The sequence below is a fragment of the Nocardia sp. NPDC051787 genome, from assembly GCF_040681325.1.
Lineage (GTDB): Bacteria > Actinomycetota > Actinomycetes > Mycobacteriales > Mycobacteriaceae > Nocardia.
Genome location: NZ_JBFAYO010000019.1, coordinates 46,777 through 63,009 on the forward strand (window position 1 = coordinate 46,777; position 16,233 = coordinate 63,009).

The window sequence follows — 16,233 nt, forward strand, 5'->3', positions numbered from 1 at the left end:
CGGTGATCGATTCCAGTCAGCGGACCACCCGCCCTCCCGGCCGCCCGGCCTCCGCGACCAGGGAACAGGTCATCGAACACGCCCGCAAGGCGTTCCTGGCCGGTGACCGCGTGGACATCCAGGCGATCGCCGGGCAACTCGGGCTCAGCCGCGCCTCGATCTACCGCTGGTTCGGCTCCCGCGACGGCGTGCTCGGCGCGGTGCTGGCCGGGGAGTTCGAGGCCCTGCTCAGCCGTGCCGACGCACGCCGGCGATCCACCGGCGCCCGGCGCATCCTGGATGTGCTCTACCGGGTCAACCGCTGGATGACCGACAACGAACCGTTCCGCCGCTACTTCGAGAACGAGCCGCTGTCCGGGCTGCGCATCCTCACCGCGGGCGACGGACCGGTGCAGCCGCTGATCGTCCATACCGTCCGGGAACTGATCCTGCGCGCGGCGCAGGAGGACGGGTACCGCCCGCCGCTCGAGCCCGCCCTGCTCGCCTACGCGCTGGTCCGGCTCGGCGAGGCGTTCCTGTACAACGACAACGTCGCGGGCATCCGCGGCGACATCGACCGCCTGCACGAGGTACAGGCGGCGCTGCTGGGCATCCCGGAGGCGATCACGCCATGACCGGGGCGCTGCTACACCAGCGCTTCCCCGAGGTGACCGGCACTTTGCCGTTCATCCGGCTCGGCACCGCTCCGACCCCGGTGCGCCGGTACGACCTCGGCACCACGGCCGAGCTGTGGTGTAAAGACGAGAGCGGATACGGCGACGGCGGCTGGGGCGGCAACAAAGTGCGCAAGCTGGAATGGCTGCTGCCCGAGGCGCGGCGCCGCGGCGCGCGCACCATCCTGACCGTCGGCGGCACCGGCACCAACTGGGGTCTCGCCACGGCCTTGTACGGCCGCGCCAACGGCATCGATACCGCTCTCGCCCTGGTCGATCAGCCCGTCGACGATCATGTTCGCGCACAGCTGCGGCGACTGGAAACCTCCGGCGCCACATTGCATTTCACGCACAGCAAGCTGCGGACGATACTCGCCGCGCCGTGGCTGTATCTGCGCCACCTGCGTGGCGGCACGCGCCCGTATTTCCTGCCCGCAGGCGGGTCGTCGCCGATCGGCGCCCTGGGTTACGTCGAGGCGGCGGATGAACTCGCTGCGCAGATCGACGCGGGCGAACTCCCCGAACCCACCCACGTCGTCACCGCTGTCGGATCCGGCGGCACCGCGGCCGGTCTCGCGCTCGGGCTGCGACTGGCCGGATTGCGTACGCGCGTTGTCGGGGTCGTCGTGAACGACACGCTCCCCCTCGACGCCGCGCACATCGTCCGCCTCGCCGAGCGCACCGAAAACCTGCTTCGTTCGCGCGGAGCCCGCTTCACCCCGGCTGGACTGCGGCCCGAGGACGTCACGATGACCACCGACTGGCTCGGTCCCGGCTACGGCCACACGACGCCCGCCGCCCGCGAGGCCCAGCAGCGGGCCGCCGCGGCTGGGCTGCGATTGGAGACCGTCTACACCGCCAAGGCATTGGCCGCGCTGCTCCACTTGGACACCACGGATGCCCTCGGCGCGGGCCCTGTGCTATTCCTCAACACCTACGGACCGCGCCCAGCGGCTCGCTGAATGGCCGAGCGAAACCGCACCAGGTGCCTGCGTCGCTGCCCGGTACCCCCGAGGTGATCGAGTTCTAGCGGGAAGTGTCGCCGTGAACCGCGCCCGACTCCAGAACCTGTGAGCACCGCGTTCGCCCAACTCGGCGCCGCGTCCGACGACGTCCGCGCGCTGGCGGCCGCGCTGCGCCATTCGGCCTGGCAGATCCGGGTGGACGCGGCGCGCGGACTCGCCGCCGCCGACCCTGGCCTCGCGGTCCCGATCCTGGCTGCGGCACTGGGCGATCCGCATCTGGACGTGCGCAAAGCGGCGGTCCTGTCGCTGGCGGGGTGGCCGGACCTGCCTGCCGCGCACGACGCGCTGCGCGGCGCGATCGACGACACCGACGCCGATGTCCGCGCGTATGCCCGGCGGGCGCTGGCCCCCCAGCCCACCGCCTAGGGGAAGCTGGTTGCCGCAGCTCGAATCGCTGATTAGATTAGCGGCTCGACCGTTGCCGATCCGCTAGCTGAGTCATAACCGGGGCGGCGACGCCGGCCGTCGGCGAGGAAATCGCCGGCGTTCTCGATGATCAGCGACGGGAGTGTGGCGTTGACCTTGCCGAACTGGCTGGATCTCGCCGTGCTCGTCGGACTCGTCGGCGCCGCGGCGCTCGGCTGGCGCCGCGGCGCGATCGTGGCGCTGCTCGGATTGGCGGGCGCGCTGGCCGGTGCGATTCTCGGGGCGACGCTGTCGGCCACGGCGCTCGCGAATCTCGCCCCCGGCGCCGTGCGGCTGCTGCTCGTGCTGATGGTGATCACCGGATTGGTCGCGTTCGGCGCGATCGCCGGGCACCGGGCGGGGCGTACCGCGCGCACGGCCGTGTCCACCTCCGCCGCGCGCCATGCGGACGCCGTCTGCGGATGCCTCGTCCATGCGCTGGCTGTTCCGCTGGTGGTGTGGTTGTTCGCCGCGCCGCTGGAATCGGCGGCCCTGGTACGCAATTCCACCACCGTGCGGACCGTCGGCGACGTCGCGCCATTCTGGTTGTCCGGGCTGTCCGAGGTAGTCACCGCGCCGATCGCGGACGCCGGGCTGGCCCGACCGCTGGCGCCGCCCGATCCGGGCATCGCCGAGGGACCCATGCCCGCCGAGTTGCGGCCCAGCGTGCTTCGCATCCAGGATCTGTCGCCGATCTGCGGAGTTCGCCAATCCGGATCCGGATTCGTGATCGCGCCGGAGCGGGTGCTGACCAACGCCCACGTCGTGGCGGGGTCCACCAAGGTCTCCGTCGACGCCGCGGACGGGCCGCTGACCGCGAGCGTCGTGCAGTTCGATCCGAGCATGGACGTCGCGGTGCTCGCCGTCCCCGGTCTCACCGCGCCCGCCCTCACCGTCGCGCCCCAGCCCGCAGGAACGGGTGCCGACGCGATCGCGCTCGGCTACCCGAGAGGCGGGTCGTACACCGCGGTAGCGACCCGCGTGCGCAGCCGCGCCGCACGCCAGGTGCGCGACATCTACCACACCGGTCTCGGCGAACGTGAGATCTACACTCTGGACGGCTCGATCCAGCACGGCAATTCAGGCGGGCCACTCGTCGACCGCAACGGCCGGGTGCTGGGCATCGTCTTCGGCGTGGACGAAAACAACGACAGCGTCGGGTTCGCCACGAGTCTGCCGGAAGTTCTCGATCGACTCGATTACAGTTGGATCTCCGACCAGCCCGTCGACACCGGCCCGTGCGCCACATAGCGCCCGACTACATCTCGGCGAGGAAGGTCTCGAACGACAGCGGGTCGGTCACGTCGATCGCCGCATGATGCGACGCGCCGATCTCGGCGGCGGTGACCGCGAGACCGTCCTTGTCGATGTCGCCGATCGTCAGCTCGCCGGCGCTCTGCTCCGCCGCGGGTGCCCGGACACTGTGTGCTTTTGTTCGCTCACCGACGCTCCCGCACAACTGCACCTCGTCCGCGCAGCTCCGTCGGGGCACGCTTCGCTCGCTGGGCTCGCTTACGACGCGTCCGCGACGATCACGACGCCGCTGGAGGCGTCCAGCAGCGGGATGGTCCGTTCGGCGGCGGCGTCGACGTGCACGCGCGGGTGCGTGGGCAGCTCGGTCTCGTAATAGGTGCCCGGACCGTAGAACTGGCCGTACTTCACCACCACGCCGTCGATATCCAGCACCGCCGCTTCGTGCTCGCGGATCACCGCGCCCCGCCCGGAGGGCGGCTCCCAAGCAATACTCTGCGCGAGAAAACGTTTCGCTCCGGCGGCCCGCGCCGCGGCGATCAAGTTGCGCGTGCCTTCGGTGCGAATGCGCGCGTTCGCCTCGGCCCGTTCTGGAAGCAGTGCCGCGTCGTCCGGCAGATCGGTGAGTTGGTGCATCACCATCTCCGACCCGAACGCGACCACCGCCGCGGTCAGCGCCTCCAGGTCATAGACATCGCACACCACCGGCTCGGCCCCCGCAGCCCGCACCTGCTCTGCCTTCGCCTCCGACCGGGTCATCCCCGCGACCTCATGCCCCGCCTCGATCAGCAGCGGAAGCAAGCGGACGCCGATCACGCCGGTGGCACCGGCCAGAAAGATGCGCACGGTGCTATTTTGCCGGACGTCGTCGCGGCATGTTCGCTGCACCCTTGTCGATGAAGTCGCTCGATCACCGCGCGGGCAGCCAGGTCGGGCGCGAGCCGCAACGGCGTCGTTCACGGCCGAGCACACCTCCGAGCGGGCGAAGCACACGCGCCGCAGAATCAGCGGCAGCCCACCCAGGCGGTGACCTCGTCGCCGTTCACCGAGTATTCGATCCCGCGGCTGGTCAGCATGCGCAGCACCGCCGTGTTCGCCGTCGTTGTGCGCACGAACAGTGCCGTGTAGCCCTTGGCGGTTGCCCGCTCGATCAACTGCGTCAACACCGCGGTTCCGATGCCACTGCCACGATGGGAACGGCCGACCCACACCCCGGCCTCAGCGACACCCGTTTCAACCGGGCACAACCGGGCGGCCCCGACCACCGCACCGTCCGCGACAATGCAGTAGGTCGATTCCATCGGCGGATCCGCCAGTGCCCTACCGCGATGGAACGCTCGGAACGCCGTTTCCCGCTGGGCATTTCCAGCCCGCGCCCGGTCCTTCCACCGGCATCACCTCGCCCGGATCGGCCTCCGCAACGGCGGCGTGCAGCAGCTCTGCAAGCAGCTTTTCGTCGAGGGATTCGAGCGTCACGTGGCCGGGCACAAGCTGATCCTGTCACCGGGGTCCTCCGCAGACGAGAGATTTAGCGGCCACGTCCGCTCTATGCTCACTGCGTCGCGTCCAGGAGAGGAGAGCCGGTGGCGGATCGGGAAGTGCTGACCTGGGAGATGTTCGGTGCGGCGAGCCGGGAACTCGCCGCGGCCATCGCGGAGGACGGCTTCGAGCCCGACCTGATCCTCTCGATCGCCCGCGGCGGGCTGTTCGTCGCGGGCGCGCTCGGCTACGCGCTGGATGTGAAGAATCTGCACGTGATGAACGTGGAATTCTACACCGGCGTCGACCAGCGGCTGGACATGCCGGTGATGCTGCCGCCGGTCCCGCAGGCCGTGGACCTGGCCGGCGCCACCGTGCTGGTCGCCGACGACGTCGCCGACACCGGCGCCACCCTGAAGCTGGTCCGCGACTTCTGCTCCGGCCAGGTCGCCGAGGTGCGCTGCGCGGTGATCTACCAGAAGCCGTGGTCGGAGGTCGACAGCGAGTACGTCTGGCGACGCACCGACCGCTGGATCAACTTCCCCTGGTCCACCGAGCCGCCGGTGGTGCGACGCCGGGCGCGGGTGCTCGACGCGTAACCCGCCTCAGCGCCGGTGCTGTTCGCACGCCACCGCGTCCAAACGCTCGCCGAGCGCAGTGACCTGATCGCGCAGGGCGACAACGGACGCGAGGGGATACCCGACGGCTTCCAACACCGATTCGACCATCTCCCTGGCTCGCCGCCGCAGCGCGAGTCCGGCCTCGGTGGACCGCAACTCGACCGATCGCCGGTCATGCGCGCAGCGCACGCTCTCGACCAGACCGCGCGCCTGCAAGCGCTGAATGAGCGGCGAGACGGTCCCGTAGTCCAACCGCAACTGTTCTCCGAGCTCCTTCATGGTCATGCCCGGTCTCTCCCACAGCGCGAGCAGGGCGATGTACTGCGGATACGTGACGTCCATCGAATCCAGGAAAGGACGATAGGCGGCGGTCATCGCCCGCGAGGTCGAGTAGAGAGCGAAACACAACTGGTTGGCGAGCGCGAGCAGGTCGTGGTCCGCGTCTCGTGCGGTGACGGGAGCCCCGGCCGGGTCGACACGCACCGCTGAAGAAGGATGCGCTGCATCGGACATCAGGACACCTTACTGGAACGAAATCGCCTCCCGAAACGTGTTGTCAGCGCGTCTTGCACGAGCGGCCCTGTACCCGGGCGTCCGCTGGCGCCCGGGTGGGCGCGATGCGGCCGGGCCTTGTGGCGCAGCAAACGGATGCCGACGCAATCAAACTGCGGTCCGGCGCTCGACATTTCATCCCAGGACGTTATCGGCACGGTCCTGATCGTGCGCGTGTCGTTACCATCCGGATTTTCAGGAATCGCAATATCCGAAATTCCGCAACTCGCAGGCGGATTCGCCGTCTACCATCAACCTCATCTCAAACCGTCTGCCATGTAAGACAATTCAACGACGCCTGGTTTGTCCAGGTTGACCTGCGCGTACCGATTTGCTGTTGCACCACCCATCAGATCCGACAGATCGCAGACTTGCCCCTTTCCCATCCGCAGTGCGCCGGGCCGCGCGCTCCGTTGCCGACGCCGCGGTCGCGAGATCCATCCGGATAGAACGGAGTCGCCGCATGGCCTTCGAGTTTCTCGTGCCTGCTCTCACCGCGCTGGTGGCGGTATCCGTACTCGTGGCCGGGGATCGCCTACATCCGAAGACCTGGCGGCAGACCGACGACGACACCGTCGGCGCATTGGTGCTCAACCTGATCAACACGATCTTCATGGCAGTGGTCGCGTTCATCGTCGTGATCGCCTGGCAGCAATACGACAACGCACGCAATCACACCATCGCCGAAGCAAAGGCGCTCATCGATACATATTGGTCGGCGCACGGGATGCCGGAACCCGACCACACGCGAATCCAAGGCCTGGTACGCGATTACACCGGACAGGTTCTCACCGAGGAGTGGGCCGTCATGGCCGACCACGGTCGGCTCAGTCAATCCACCCAGGACACCCTCGACACACTGCGCGATGCGGTGGCGTCGGTGAACGCGGCGGACCCGGAGATCGATACCCTTCGCGGAAGTGCCCTGGCCAGCCTGGAGGCAGTAGCCCAGGCTCGCGCCGATCGTGCGCTGGACGCCGGTTACCGAGTTCCCCGATTCCTCTACGTGGCCATGTGGGTCAGCACAGTCCTGCTGCTGCTCAGCGTGGTGCTCTCCGGCGTCCAGGTGACCAAACGCAGTGTCGTGACGACCGCGCTGCTCGGCGCCATCGTCGGTGCCGTGATCCGGGCGATCTACAACCTCGACGAGCCCTTCTCGGGCGGGAACCTGGTCCCGAAAGACGCCTTCGAACTCGCTCTGTCCCGCTACCAGCACACGACGTGATCTTCCGGCCAAGTTTCGACAACGACGGGGCGACTGCACATGCGACGCAATCGAGGCACGACTCGAAACCGGAAACTCGCAAAGGGATTCGCCGCGGCGATGCTCCCGCTGACCGTCGCCGCGCTCGCGGCTCGGCCGATAGAAGCATCCGCAGAGGCGCCACCGTGGCTGCCCCTCGGCGACCTCGCAACCGGAAGTTCCGGCCCCGGAACCGGCTCCGACCCGGCGGGCACGTCCGCAGGCAGCGCGTCGAGCCTCGGCCCCGGCGCTGTGCCATCCGGCAGCGCCTTCGGTTCCGATGCTGAGGGCGCGTCGTCCGGTGGGCCTTTGGGTCTCGGCTCAATTCGTACGCCTTCCGGCAGCGCGGGATCTGGGAGCGCTCGCCCCGGCAATCTCGCCACCGGCAGTGCCGATCCTGATGGCGCTGGCCCTGACATCCTAGGAACGGGTAATGGCACACACGCCACCGTTGATGCGGCGCCCCACCCGAACGGGATGGCAGGGAGTCCAGCCGAGGCACTGCAACTCGATACGGGCAGCGTCCAGATGGCATGTTCCGGTAGTGCCATGGCCGGAAGTGCCTTGCTCGTGCTCGGATCGGCCACCGGTAGCGGCTTCGGCTCCTTCGGGTCGAGCCTCATCGGCCCAGGATCGAGCCTCATCGGCCCGGGGTCGAACGGATCGGCGCTCGGCAGCGCCGCCGTCGGTAGTGCCGCCACCGGCAGCGCGTTGCTGACCTGCCTACTCCTGATTCCCGCCGCCCCGCCGGTACCTATGAATCCCCTCCAACTCGGCCCGCCCGCCCCCGGATTCATTCCGTTCCCAGCCACCGCCATCACGCAGACACCCCTGTTCCAGGCAGAGCAACCTCTCGCCGAGGTGCCCCCGAAAAACCGCCAGCGACCAAGGGACCTGAAAGCCGCCGAACCGACCGCAGACCCTATCGCCTGGAACCTCATGAAGCTGATGACGATATTGGTGGTTACCGTCCTCACCATCGTCCGCGTCCGTATGTCCCCCAGCCCTAGGCGAACCAACTGAAGCCGAGCTGAAGCCCGGGATAAAGGCTGCCGCAACACTTTTCGAAACAATGCACTCGGGACCCAGAGCTCTCGCGGAATTATCCGCCGCTATTGACGGTACCGTTGGCCAACGGTACGTTACACAGGTCACGGCAGATGCCGCGAACCGGACAGGCCTCAGCGCCCGTCGCCGAGTTCGCACTGGCTCCTGCTTCCTGAACAGAAGGACGGGTCATGGCCTTCATCGCTCTCGGGCTGGTATTCCTCTTCATCTTCGTGTCCGGTGGGCTGCGGTCCGTCGAGGTCGGGTTCCAGAACACGCAGAAAATCTATGTGCGGAACGTGTGGCTGTGCGCGGTGTTCTCGTATGCCGTTGCGCTGGCGGGCTTCTCGATCTTCCTGGCGGTGTCGAAGGTGGTCGCGCCGTCGGCGTGGCCGAGTCTCGACGACGTGCGGCACATGCCGTGGTGGGCGCCGTTCGGCGGCTTGATCGGCGGCGTGGCGGTGGTCGGCATGATCACCGTGGCCAAGTACGTCGGGGTGGCGACCTTCAACGCGGTGGTCATCGTGAGCGAGATGGTGGTCGCGCTGGTGATGGATCACCTAGGGCTCATGGGGTTCGACACCAGGGAAATCACCCTGCCCCGCCTGGTCGCCGTCGGGTTGATCACGGTAGCGGTCTACCTGATGGCCAGCGACTCGCCGGAACAAGCACCCGCCCCACTCACCACCGCCACAGCCGAGGGGATTTCCCGATGACCGCGACCACTACTACTACCACTGCGGAGAAACGTCCCACACTGGCGCGCTCGGCGATGGTTCTGATCTTCGCGCTCATGCTGGTCGGCGGCGCGTTGCGGTCCGTCGAGGCCGGATGCCAGAACACACTGAAGCTGGCGCTGAAGGACGTCTGGTTGTGCGGGGTGATCTCCTACGGCGTGGCCCTCACCGGCGTCGGCGCGATCCTCCTTGCCTCGCTTGTGGTTTCGCGTCGCCGGGAGTGGCCCACCCGAGCCGACCTCGCGGCCATGCCCAAGTGGGCGCCATTCGGCGGACTCACCGGCGGCGCGGCGATCTTCGCCATGATCGCGTTCGCCTCCAGCGTCGGAGTCGGCACGTTCAACGCCGTGATCATCGCCGGACAGATGTTCGTCGCGGCGGCGATGGACCACTTCGGAGTGCTGGGCTTCCCGCGTCGCCGGATCAGTGCCCGACGCGTCACGGCTTGCGCCATGATCATCATCGGCTCCTACCTGATGGCGAAATACTGAGACCGCGCGTAGCGATCTGCGGCACACCACACCCGCCACGAGCGACAACACGGCGGGGTTGACGAGTTCGACCGGGGCGAGGTTACCTGTCACAACTGTGCACGATCCGCGGTTGTGACGCGATAGTTTCGTTACGCTCTCCGCGGGTATTGGGTGAGGTGCCGTCCGGGCCGGACGGGGCCGCGTCGGAGGTAGGCATTACGCGTGACCAAGTGGGCCGAGCTGCGCAAATCCGCTGTGGGACTGGCGAGGTCGAGCCAGCGCAATGTCCGTGGTCGAGTCGGTGTGCGCGTGCGGCTGTTGGCGATCGTGCTCATCTCCAGCGTCACGCTCCTCGCGATCGGCGTCGGCGCGGCAGGCTATCTGGTGAATTCCAGCCGGGCGTCGCAGGAATGGGCGGAGCTGGCCAGCAGCACCACCGGACCGGCCATTCTCATGGTGCAAGCGTTCGAAGAGGAGCGGCGGTTATCGCTGCTGTACTTGGCAGGCGATGCCGAACTCGCGCAAGGGCTTGCCGCCGCGCGCCAACGCTCGGACGCGGCGCTGGCGGCGGTGATGGCCAAGGGTGATGCCGCCCGCAAACTCGACCACGGCGGTTCCGCCAGCGATATCGAGGGTTACAACAAGCTCTTCTCGATGGTTCCGACGCTGCGCGGCGGGGTCGACACGCAGCAGGTACCGCCGAATCAGGTGTTCGAATTCTTCAGCCAGGTCATCGGGACGATTATCGCCGCGTCCATGCTGGCCGCCCGGGTAGCGCCGGAAGCCGACATCGCCATCGAACTGGGCTATGGCGTCGATCCGCTGCGAGCCGCCGAGTCGTTGTCGATGGCGGACACACTGGGCGCGGTAGCGCTGACCCTCGGCGAACACACTCCCGCGCAACTCACCGAGTTCAACCGTCTGGTGGGCGAATTCCGCAGTGAGGTGGCTTATTCGGGCCGGGCGCTGACGGGTACCCGGCTCGCTCAGCTCAACGAGATCACCGCCGGACCGGCCTATCAAAAGGTGATCGCGATGCAGGACGCGGTGATGCTGCGCGGTGCGGTGTCGGCGAACGACACCGCCTCCGACGAGTCCACTCGTTTCAGCGACGGCACGGGACGGTCCCAGGACTCTCGCTCCACGTCCAAGACCGCCCCGCTCCCCATGAGCGTCGCGGCCTGGCAGGAGGCATCCGGCCAGGTGGTCTCGGCCCTGCTGACGCTCTGGGAGGACCAGAGCCGCGACGCGCACGACATCGCACGGGAACAAGGTGAGCGAACCGCGCAACAGTCGCTGCTCGGCGGTGCGGCGGTGCTGCTTATCGCGACTCTCGCCTTCCTGGCGGCATTGGTGCTGGCCAACCGCTTCATCGGGCGCATGCGCCGCTTGCGCCGCGACACCTTGGAATTGGCGGACCATCAGCTGCCCGATCTGATGCGCCGTCTCGGTCAGGGCGAGGACATCGATTCGACGGCCGAGGCGTCGCGTCTGGATTTCGGAACCGACGAACTCGGCCAGGTGGCCGACGCCTTCAACCGGGCCCATGTCGCGGCCGTGGGCGCGGCGGTCGCGGAGGCGAAGACACGCGCGGGCGTCAACGCGGTGTTCCTCAATATCGCCCATCGCAGCCAGGTCGTGGTGCATCGGCAGCTCGCACTGCTCGACCAGGCCGAACGCAAGGAGGAGAACGCCGACCAGCTCGAGCTGCTGTTCCAGCTCGATCACCTGGCCACCCGGGCCAGACGCAATGCGGAGAACCTCATCATTCTCGGTGGCGAGCAACCCGGTCGCCGTTGGCGTAAGCCGGTTCCGCTGCTGGAGCTCGTCCGCGGCGCGGTCGCGGAAAGCCTCGACTACTCCCGGATCCAGACCGGTCGGATGCCGGAGGCGCAGGTGTCGAGCAACGCCGTGGCCGACTTGATCCATCTGATGGCCGAACTGATGGACAACGCGACCGCCTTCTCACCCCCGCAGGCGCGCGTCGAGGTGTCCGGTGTCGTGGTCGGGCGCGGCGTCGCGGTCGAGATCGTCGATCAGGGCCTGGGCATGTCGGAGGCAGACTTCGCCGCACGCAACGAACTGCTGTCGAATCCACCTGACTTCAGCGTGGTCTCGCTGTCCAGCGACACCCGGCTGGGGTTGTTCGTCGTCGCGAAACTGGCCAATCGCCATGGCGTTTCGGTGCGGTTGGGCGAATCGGTCTACGGCGGTGTTCGAGCGGTGGTGCTCATCCCTACCGTGCTCCTGCAGCCGCAGAGCCCATCCCACGATGAGAACGACGAGCTCGAGCCGATCGACGCCGCGGGCACCACCACAGCGCCGGGCGACACGACACCTCAGCCGTCGCCGGCAGCGCGGCAATCGGCATGGTTCACACCGCACTCCGAGCAGGGCTCGTCCTCCCCGGCAGCACCGGGCGCGGGCGTGCACGGCAATGGCAGCGAATTGAACCCTGCTGCCGAGACGTATCCCCCGGCGACGCCGGATTCCCGGCCACCGTTGCCGCGACGCCGGCGCCAGTCCGAATCCGCGACGGAGACGGCGACGAGCGACGTGGCGCCGGTGCGGCAGCGAACCGCCGACGAGGCACGCAATCTGATAAGTGCCATCGAGAACGGCACCCGCCAGGGACGCCGGACGCAGCCCGACGTCGACTAGACCGCAACGAAAAACTCACCACGAGAAGGCGACGATGACTACTTCCCCGACAACCGGCCTCGGCTGGCTGCTCGACGAGCTGGTCAACGGACTGACCGGGGCGCGGTCGGCCGTGCTGCTGTCCTCGGACGGGCTGCTGCTCGGCCATTCGAATCAGCTGGAGCGGACCGATGCCGAGCGGTTCTGCGCGATGGCGTCGGCGCTGCACAGTCTGTCGCGCAGCGTGGGCCACCATTTCGATGCCGGTGGGGTCAGCCAGACTGTGGTGGAACTCGACCGCGCGGTGCTGTTCGTCACCGCGGCCGGCGCCAACGCCTGCTTGGCGCTGCTGGCGTCCGAGAATGCCGACATGGGCATGGTGGCCTACCAGATGAATCAGACGGTACAGCGGGTCGGCACACATCTGTCGGTCGACATGCGCCCGCACCCGCCCGCTTCGACACAGCCATGAGTTATCCGCGCGAACCCTGGTATGAGGAGGACGCCGGTCCGCTGGTCCGGCTCTACGCCATCACCCGCGGCCGGGGTCGTGCCGTGCGGCCGGAATTGAACGTGGCCACCCTGGTGATCGACGCCGGGGACGGTGCCGTACTGCGGCGCACCGAACCGGAATACGCCGCCATCGTCCACTTGTGCCGCACCCCGCAATCGGTGGCCGAGGTGGCGGCGCAACTGGGCCTTCCCTTGACGATGACGAAGGTTCTGGTCGGCGACCTGATCGATGACGGCCGGCTGGTCTGCCGTCCGGAGCGGCCGACGGGAGATGCCAACTCCGATCTCGGCCTGCTCCATGCTGTGCTGAACGGAATTCGAGCGATCTGACCACGCCCTGCCGCCGAGTCAAACGATCTGCGCGGCAATTCGTTTCGCGTTCATATAGGCGATCGCCTCGATCGACACCATGGGGTTGACACCCGACGCGGTCGGGAAGGACGAGGCGTCGGCGACGACGATATTCGGCACCTCCCAGGTGGCGCCGTCGGGGTTGGTGGCCGACATGTCCGGCGAGCCGCCCATCCGGGCCGAGCCCATGATGTGCAGGGCACCCATCGAGCATTGCCCCGGTCCATACCCGGCGGACTGGCAGGCGGCGGCAAAATCGGCATGCGAGCCGCGCTTACCCGGTTCATAGGAGATGCCCGCCTGGTGTCCGGAGAAGATACGGCGTGCGCCAGCGGCCTCCAGAATGCTTGCGGCCCCGACGATCCCGGTATGCATATGGGCGGCGTCATAGTCCGACAGCCGGTATTCGACGAACGGCTCACCGCTGCGGTCGATGGAGACGGTACCCGGATCACGGTCGCGAGTGATGATGCCGATGGCAGTGGTCCGCGCGAAGTCGAGCATGACGGCACGATGGTCGGACGCGCCGCGCCAGCTCATGAATCCGGTGGCAAGCCCGGGATGCACCGGTCCGGTTTCGTAGATGACGCCGTAGCCGTTGCCGTCCAGATTGCTGTGCCGGCGGCAGATGCGGGTCTGCATGCCGCCCTCCCATGGACGGATCTCCTCGTCGAACACCCCGAACACGGCAGCAGCCGGATGCAGGCGCAGATGGCGGCCGATATTCTTGTTGCGCAGTCCGGAACGCCGCAGCAGCGCGGGCGTCTGGATGGCACCGGCCGCGACCACCACCGCACGAGCGTGCACCTCGATCTCGACGCCGTCCGAGGTGCGTGCCGAAATACCCTGCGCACGAGCGTTTTTCACGATAATCCGCCGCACGTCCGCGTCCACGACCAGCCGCGCCCCCTGGTCGGACGCATCCGCGAGCCACGTCTTTGTCACCGACTGTTTGGCACCCAACCGGCACCCGTAACCACATCGGCCGCACTCCACACCGGCATCGCAGGCATCGGAGACGTTGCGCGGCAACGTATCCACGTCCCAGCCCAGCGCCAGGGCACCGCGCTCGAGCACGCCGTCGCGCGCCGACAGCGCAGAGCGCCGGTCGGTGACGCCGAGCCGCCACCGCACCGTGTCGAGCGCGTCGCCGAATTCGGCCTCGGCGAATTGCCGGGCACCCAGGGCGGCCCACTCCGTCCGGACGTCGTCGGGCGTGGGCAAGGAGGTGCTCCAGTTGACCACGGTTCCGCCGCCCAGGCAGGTGCCCGCGACGAGAGTGATCTGACCTTCCGCGGACGCGGACGGGCCCGGCGCGTACAGGTGCTGTAGCGCGCCGAGTTCGCCGGTGCCGAAATCGCGGTCATCGTAATAGTGTCCGCGCTCCAGCACCACGACGTCGAGACCGGCTCCGGCCAGCACCGCGGCCGCGGCACCCCCACCGGCGCCCGAGCCGACCACCACCACATCGCAGGACAACTCCGTGTTCTCGGCGCATCGCAGTGGATTCAACGAGGGCTCCGGCGCCGTCGGCAGCGCGCCGGCGGGGGCGGGATAGCCGATCTCTTTCCATAGCGGATTGGTGCCCGACGGGCCGGGAGTGATGTTGTAGGACAGCAGCGAAGCTTGCTCGAGCGCCTGGAAGATCACGCGTACCGACGCGAAGCGCGAATCGGCGAGCCGTAGCAGCGCCCGCTCCCGCCGCTGCTGCGACAAGCTCGAGAACCGCCGGGGGCCGCTGCCGGTGAGCAAGCCGGTCAGCGGTGAGTCCCATAAGTCCAGCAGCATGGCCAACTGCTTCTTCTCGGCCCGCCGGGGATTACGACCCAGCAGTTCGAAGACCTATCGACCGCACCGAGCGCACTCGCGCCGGGCAGCGCCAGCCCGTCGCCAGGGTTGAAGGTGTCGCAGATGATGCTCAGCGCGGCGCGCTGCTTGCCCGTTGGCTCCATATCGAACAGTACCCTTCGTATCCGCTGGTAGCGTTGTATCACATCGCGCGAACGATCGATTACAAAATTCCTATTTACCAGTGGTTAAATGCTCATATTGCACAGAATATGCAGACACAAATCGGCGCATCGGCCCTCCACACCTTCCGGGCCGTGCGCGGTGCCGAGGGGGCTCACCGGCAACTCCGCCCGACACCAGGAAGGTTGTCGGCTCGACGTTGGCGGTGGCGGAACCTCACCTGCGCCGGTCCGCGACACCCGGCACCGAAAGAGCCGCGAGAGGCCGTGCACAGTGGCGCCCTGCACCATGACGGCGGCGCCCCGGTCGACCGCGGACTGCGATAACCATGCCGACCGGCGTCCGGGTCGCGTTCGGCCGGTCAGCGGCGGGGTGGGTCGAGACCGAGGTCCGTGACCCGCGATCCTGGCGTGAGCCCCGGATGACCAGCCGCGTGCCGCCGGCCGCGCGACACCGATGTCCGGCACGATTGCGCGGACAGTGGTTTCGGCAGGGACGGCGGCTCGTTCCGATCCAGGTCCACGCGAACGTCGAGACCGGCAACATATCCGCCGTCGTCGAATTCGATGTCGCCCGCGACGCCGTGGCCACTGAATTCCAGCCACCGGTAGTCATCGAGAAATTCGGTGCGCAGGCCCCGCCGGGTCAGATAGCTGTGCACGGCGCGCCGATGGTCGCTCAGCGGCAGCGCACCGACACCGAAGGCCAGCACGCGCGCAAGGCTGGACGCCGTGGGCGGCGGCAGCAGGAACGCCGGATGTTCGACGAGAAAGGCCACGCACGTGCCGTCGGTGACACCGCAGTAGGAACTCCAGCGGCCACAGACGATCTTCGCGGCGTCCGCAAGCAACCCGGCGACCTGGTGCGGCTCCGGCGCCGCGCCCGCGAGGGAGACAGGCAGCTCTGCCGAGCACAATTCGGCGACGCCGTACCGAAAACCGAACTCGCGCACCATTTCCGCGGCCTTCAGCAGCGACGGCGGGTAACCCCATGGATTGGCCCATCCCCACAACCACGCCTCGGTGTCGGCCGTGCCGATCAGGTGGACCTTGGTGCACACGAATGAGCCCGCTTCGCCGACGAATTCGAGCCGCCGTCCGTCCAGATCCGCGTGCCACACGTGCTCGCCGAGCACTTCTTCGAGATGGAGGCGATGCTCCAGCGACAGCAATCCCGCGTCATCGAGGAGCCTCGTCAGTGGCACAGGTTCGGACACCTGCGTCAGCGTACTGAAATGCCACTGCTCCGCTGCTGATCGGATCGCATAGGCGGA

General features: G+C 67.9%; 18 protein-coding genes and 1 pseudogene. 12 read left to right on the top strand and 7 right to left on the bottom strand.

What is annotated here, in order from left to right; genetic code table 11:
- Positions 1-2: 2 nt before the first annotated feature.
- The 4 genes and pseudogenes from AB0M45_RS21130 (at position 3) to AB0M45_RS21145 (ending at position 3,334) form a co-directional block, all read left to right on the top strand.
- Positions 3-614, top strand: a complete 612-nt coding sequence (locus tag AB0M45_RS21130) for a QsdR family transcriptional regulator (RefSeq protein WP_364331561.1) — start codon at positions 3-5, stop codon at positions 612-614.
- Positions 611-1,615 (top strand): pyridoxal-phosphate dependent enzyme, encoded by a 1,005-nt coding sequence (locus AB0M45_RS21135; protein ID WP_364331564.1) that lies wholly within the window; start codon positions 611-613, stop codon positions 1,613-1,615. The genes AB0M45_RS21130 and AB0M45_RS21135 overlap by 4 nt, the downstream gene beginning before the upstream one ends.
- A 114-nt stretch (positions 1,616-1,729) precedes the next feature.
- Positions 1,730-2,044 (top strand): annotated as a pseudogene (locus tag AB0M45_RS21140) (HEAT repeat domain-containing protein); the annotation flags it as partial.
- 126 nt (positions 2,045-2,170) lie between these two features.
- Complete coding sequence (locus tag AB0M45_RS21145; protein WP_364331567.1) at positions 2,171-3,334, top strand: MarP family serine protease; 1,164 nt, start codon at positions 2,171-2,173, stop codon at positions 3,332-3,334.
- A gap of 7 nt (positions 3,335-3,341) precedes the next feature.
- Here the strand turns inward: AB0M45_RS21145 and AB0M45_RS21150 are convergent, their stop codons facing one another.
- From AB0M45_RS21150 to AB0M45_RS21165, 4 genes are all read right to left on the bottom strand, one after another.
- A complete protein-coding gene (locus AB0M45_RS21150) occupies positions 3,342-3,575 on the bottom strand; it encodes a hypothetical protein (RefSeq protein ID WP_364331570.1) in 234 nt (77 codons plus the stop codon).
- A gap of 20 nt (positions 3,576-3,595) precedes the next feature.
- On the bottom strand, positions 3,596-4,180 hold the full coding sequence (locus tag AB0M45_RS21155; protein WP_364331573.1) for an NAD(P)H-binding protein: 585 nt from the start codon (positions 4,178-4,180) through the stop codon (positions 3,596-3,598).
- Between the two features lie 158 nt (positions 4,181-4,338).
- Positions 4,339-4,635, bottom strand: a complete 297-nt coding sequence (locus AB0M45_RS21160; RefSeq protein WP_364331576.1) for a GNAT family N-acetyltransferase — start codon at positions 4,633-4,635, stop codon at positions 4,339-4,341.
- A 19-nt stretch (positions 4,636-4,654) separates the two neighbouring features.
- Positions 4,655-4,822, bottom strand: coding sequence for a hypothetical protein (locus AB0M45_RS21165; RefSeq protein WP_364331579.1), 168 nt, complete (start codon positions 4,820-4,822; stop codon positions 4,655-4,657).
- Between the two features lie 95 nt (positions 4,823-4,917).
- On the opposite strand from AB0M45_RS21165, the gene AB0M45_RS21170 reads away from it, so the two are divergent.
- Entirely contained in the window at positions 4,918-5,412 is a 495-nt protein-coding gene (locus tag AB0M45_RS21170; protein ID WP_364331582.1) for a phosphoribosyltransferase, read from the top strand.
- Positions 5,413-5,418: 6 nt separating this feature from the next.
- Here AB0M45_RS21170 and AB0M45_RS21175 read toward each other — a convergent pair whose 3' ends face one another.
- Positions 5,419-5,946, bottom strand: a complete 528-nt coding sequence (locus AB0M45_RS21175; protein WP_364331585.1) for a MarR family winged helix-turn-helix transcriptional regulator — start codon at positions 5,944-5,946, stop codon at positions 5,419-5,421.
- A gap of 502 nt (positions 5,947-6,448) precedes the next feature.
- Between AB0M45_RS21175 and AB0M45_RS21180 the strand changes: the two genes are divergently transcribed.
- The 7 genes from AB0M45_RS21180 to AB0M45_RS21210 all read left to right on the top strand — a co-directional run bounded on the left by AB0M45_RS21180 (position 6,449) and on the right by AB0M45_RS21210 (position 12,968).
- Complete coding sequence (locus AB0M45_RS21180; protein ID WP_364331588.1) at positions 6,449-7,210, top strand: DUF4239 domain-containing protein; 762 nt, start codon at positions 6,449-6,451, stop codon at positions 7,208-7,210.
- Positions 7,211-7,777: 567 nt separating this feature from the next.
- Complete coding sequence (locus tag AB0M45_RS21185) at positions 7,778-8,251, top strand: hypothetical protein (RefSeq protein WP_364331591.1); 474 nt, start codon at positions 7,778-7,780, stop codon at positions 8,249-8,251.
- A 215-nt stretch (positions 8,252-8,466) separates the two neighbouring features.
- Positions 8,467-8,991, top strand: coding sequence for a DMT family transporter (locus tag AB0M45_RS21190; protein WP_364331594.1), 525 nt, complete (start codon positions 8,467-8,469; stop codon positions 8,989-8,991).
- Positions 8,988-9,503: a DMT family transporter gene (locus AB0M45_RS21195; protein ID WP_364331596.1), complete on the top strand. Its 516-nt coding sequence runs from the start codon at positions 8,988-8,990 to the stop codon at positions 9,501-9,503. The genes AB0M45_RS21190 and AB0M45_RS21195 overlap by 4 nt, the downstream gene beginning before the upstream one ends.
- A gap of 204 nt (positions 9,504-9,707) precedes the next feature.
- Entirely contained in the window at positions 9,708-12,146 is a 2,439-nt protein-coding gene (locus tag AB0M45_RS21200; RefSeq protein ID WP_364331599.1) for a nitrate- and nitrite sensing domain-containing protein, read from the top strand.
- Positions 12,147-12,180: 34 nt separating this feature from the next.
- Complete coding sequence (locus tag AB0M45_RS21205; RefSeq protein ID WP_364331602.1) at positions 12,181-12,597, top strand: roadblock/LC7 domain-containing protein; 417 nt, start codon at positions 12,181-12,183, stop codon at positions 12,595-12,597.
- Positions 12,594-12,968 carry a DUF742 domain-containing protein gene (locus AB0M45_RS21210; RefSeq protein WP_364331605.1) on the top strand — a complete coding sequence of 125 codons (375 nt, stop codon included), beginning with the start codon at positions 12,594-12,596 and terminating at the stop codon, positions 12,966-12,968. Before AB0M45_RS21205 ends, AB0M45_RS21210 begins: the two co-directional genes overlap by 4 nt.
- Before the next feature lie 18 nt (positions 12,969-12,986).
- Here the strand turns inward: AB0M45_RS21210 and AB0M45_RS21215 are convergent, their stop codons facing one another.
- On the bottom strand, positions 12,987-14,777 hold the full coding sequence (locus AB0M45_RS21215) for a GMC family oxidoreductase (protein ID WP_364331608.1): 1,791 nt from the start codon (positions 14,775-14,777) through the stop codon (positions 12,987-12,989).
- Between the two features lie 544 nt (positions 14,778-15,321).
- Positions 15,322-16,176 (bottom strand): DUF6882 domain-containing protein, encoded by an 855-nt coding sequence (locus tag AB0M45_RS21220; RefSeq protein WP_364331611.1) that lies wholly within the window; start codon positions 16,174-16,176, stop codon positions 15,322-15,324.
- Positions 16,177-16,233 lie beyond the last annotated feature (57 nt).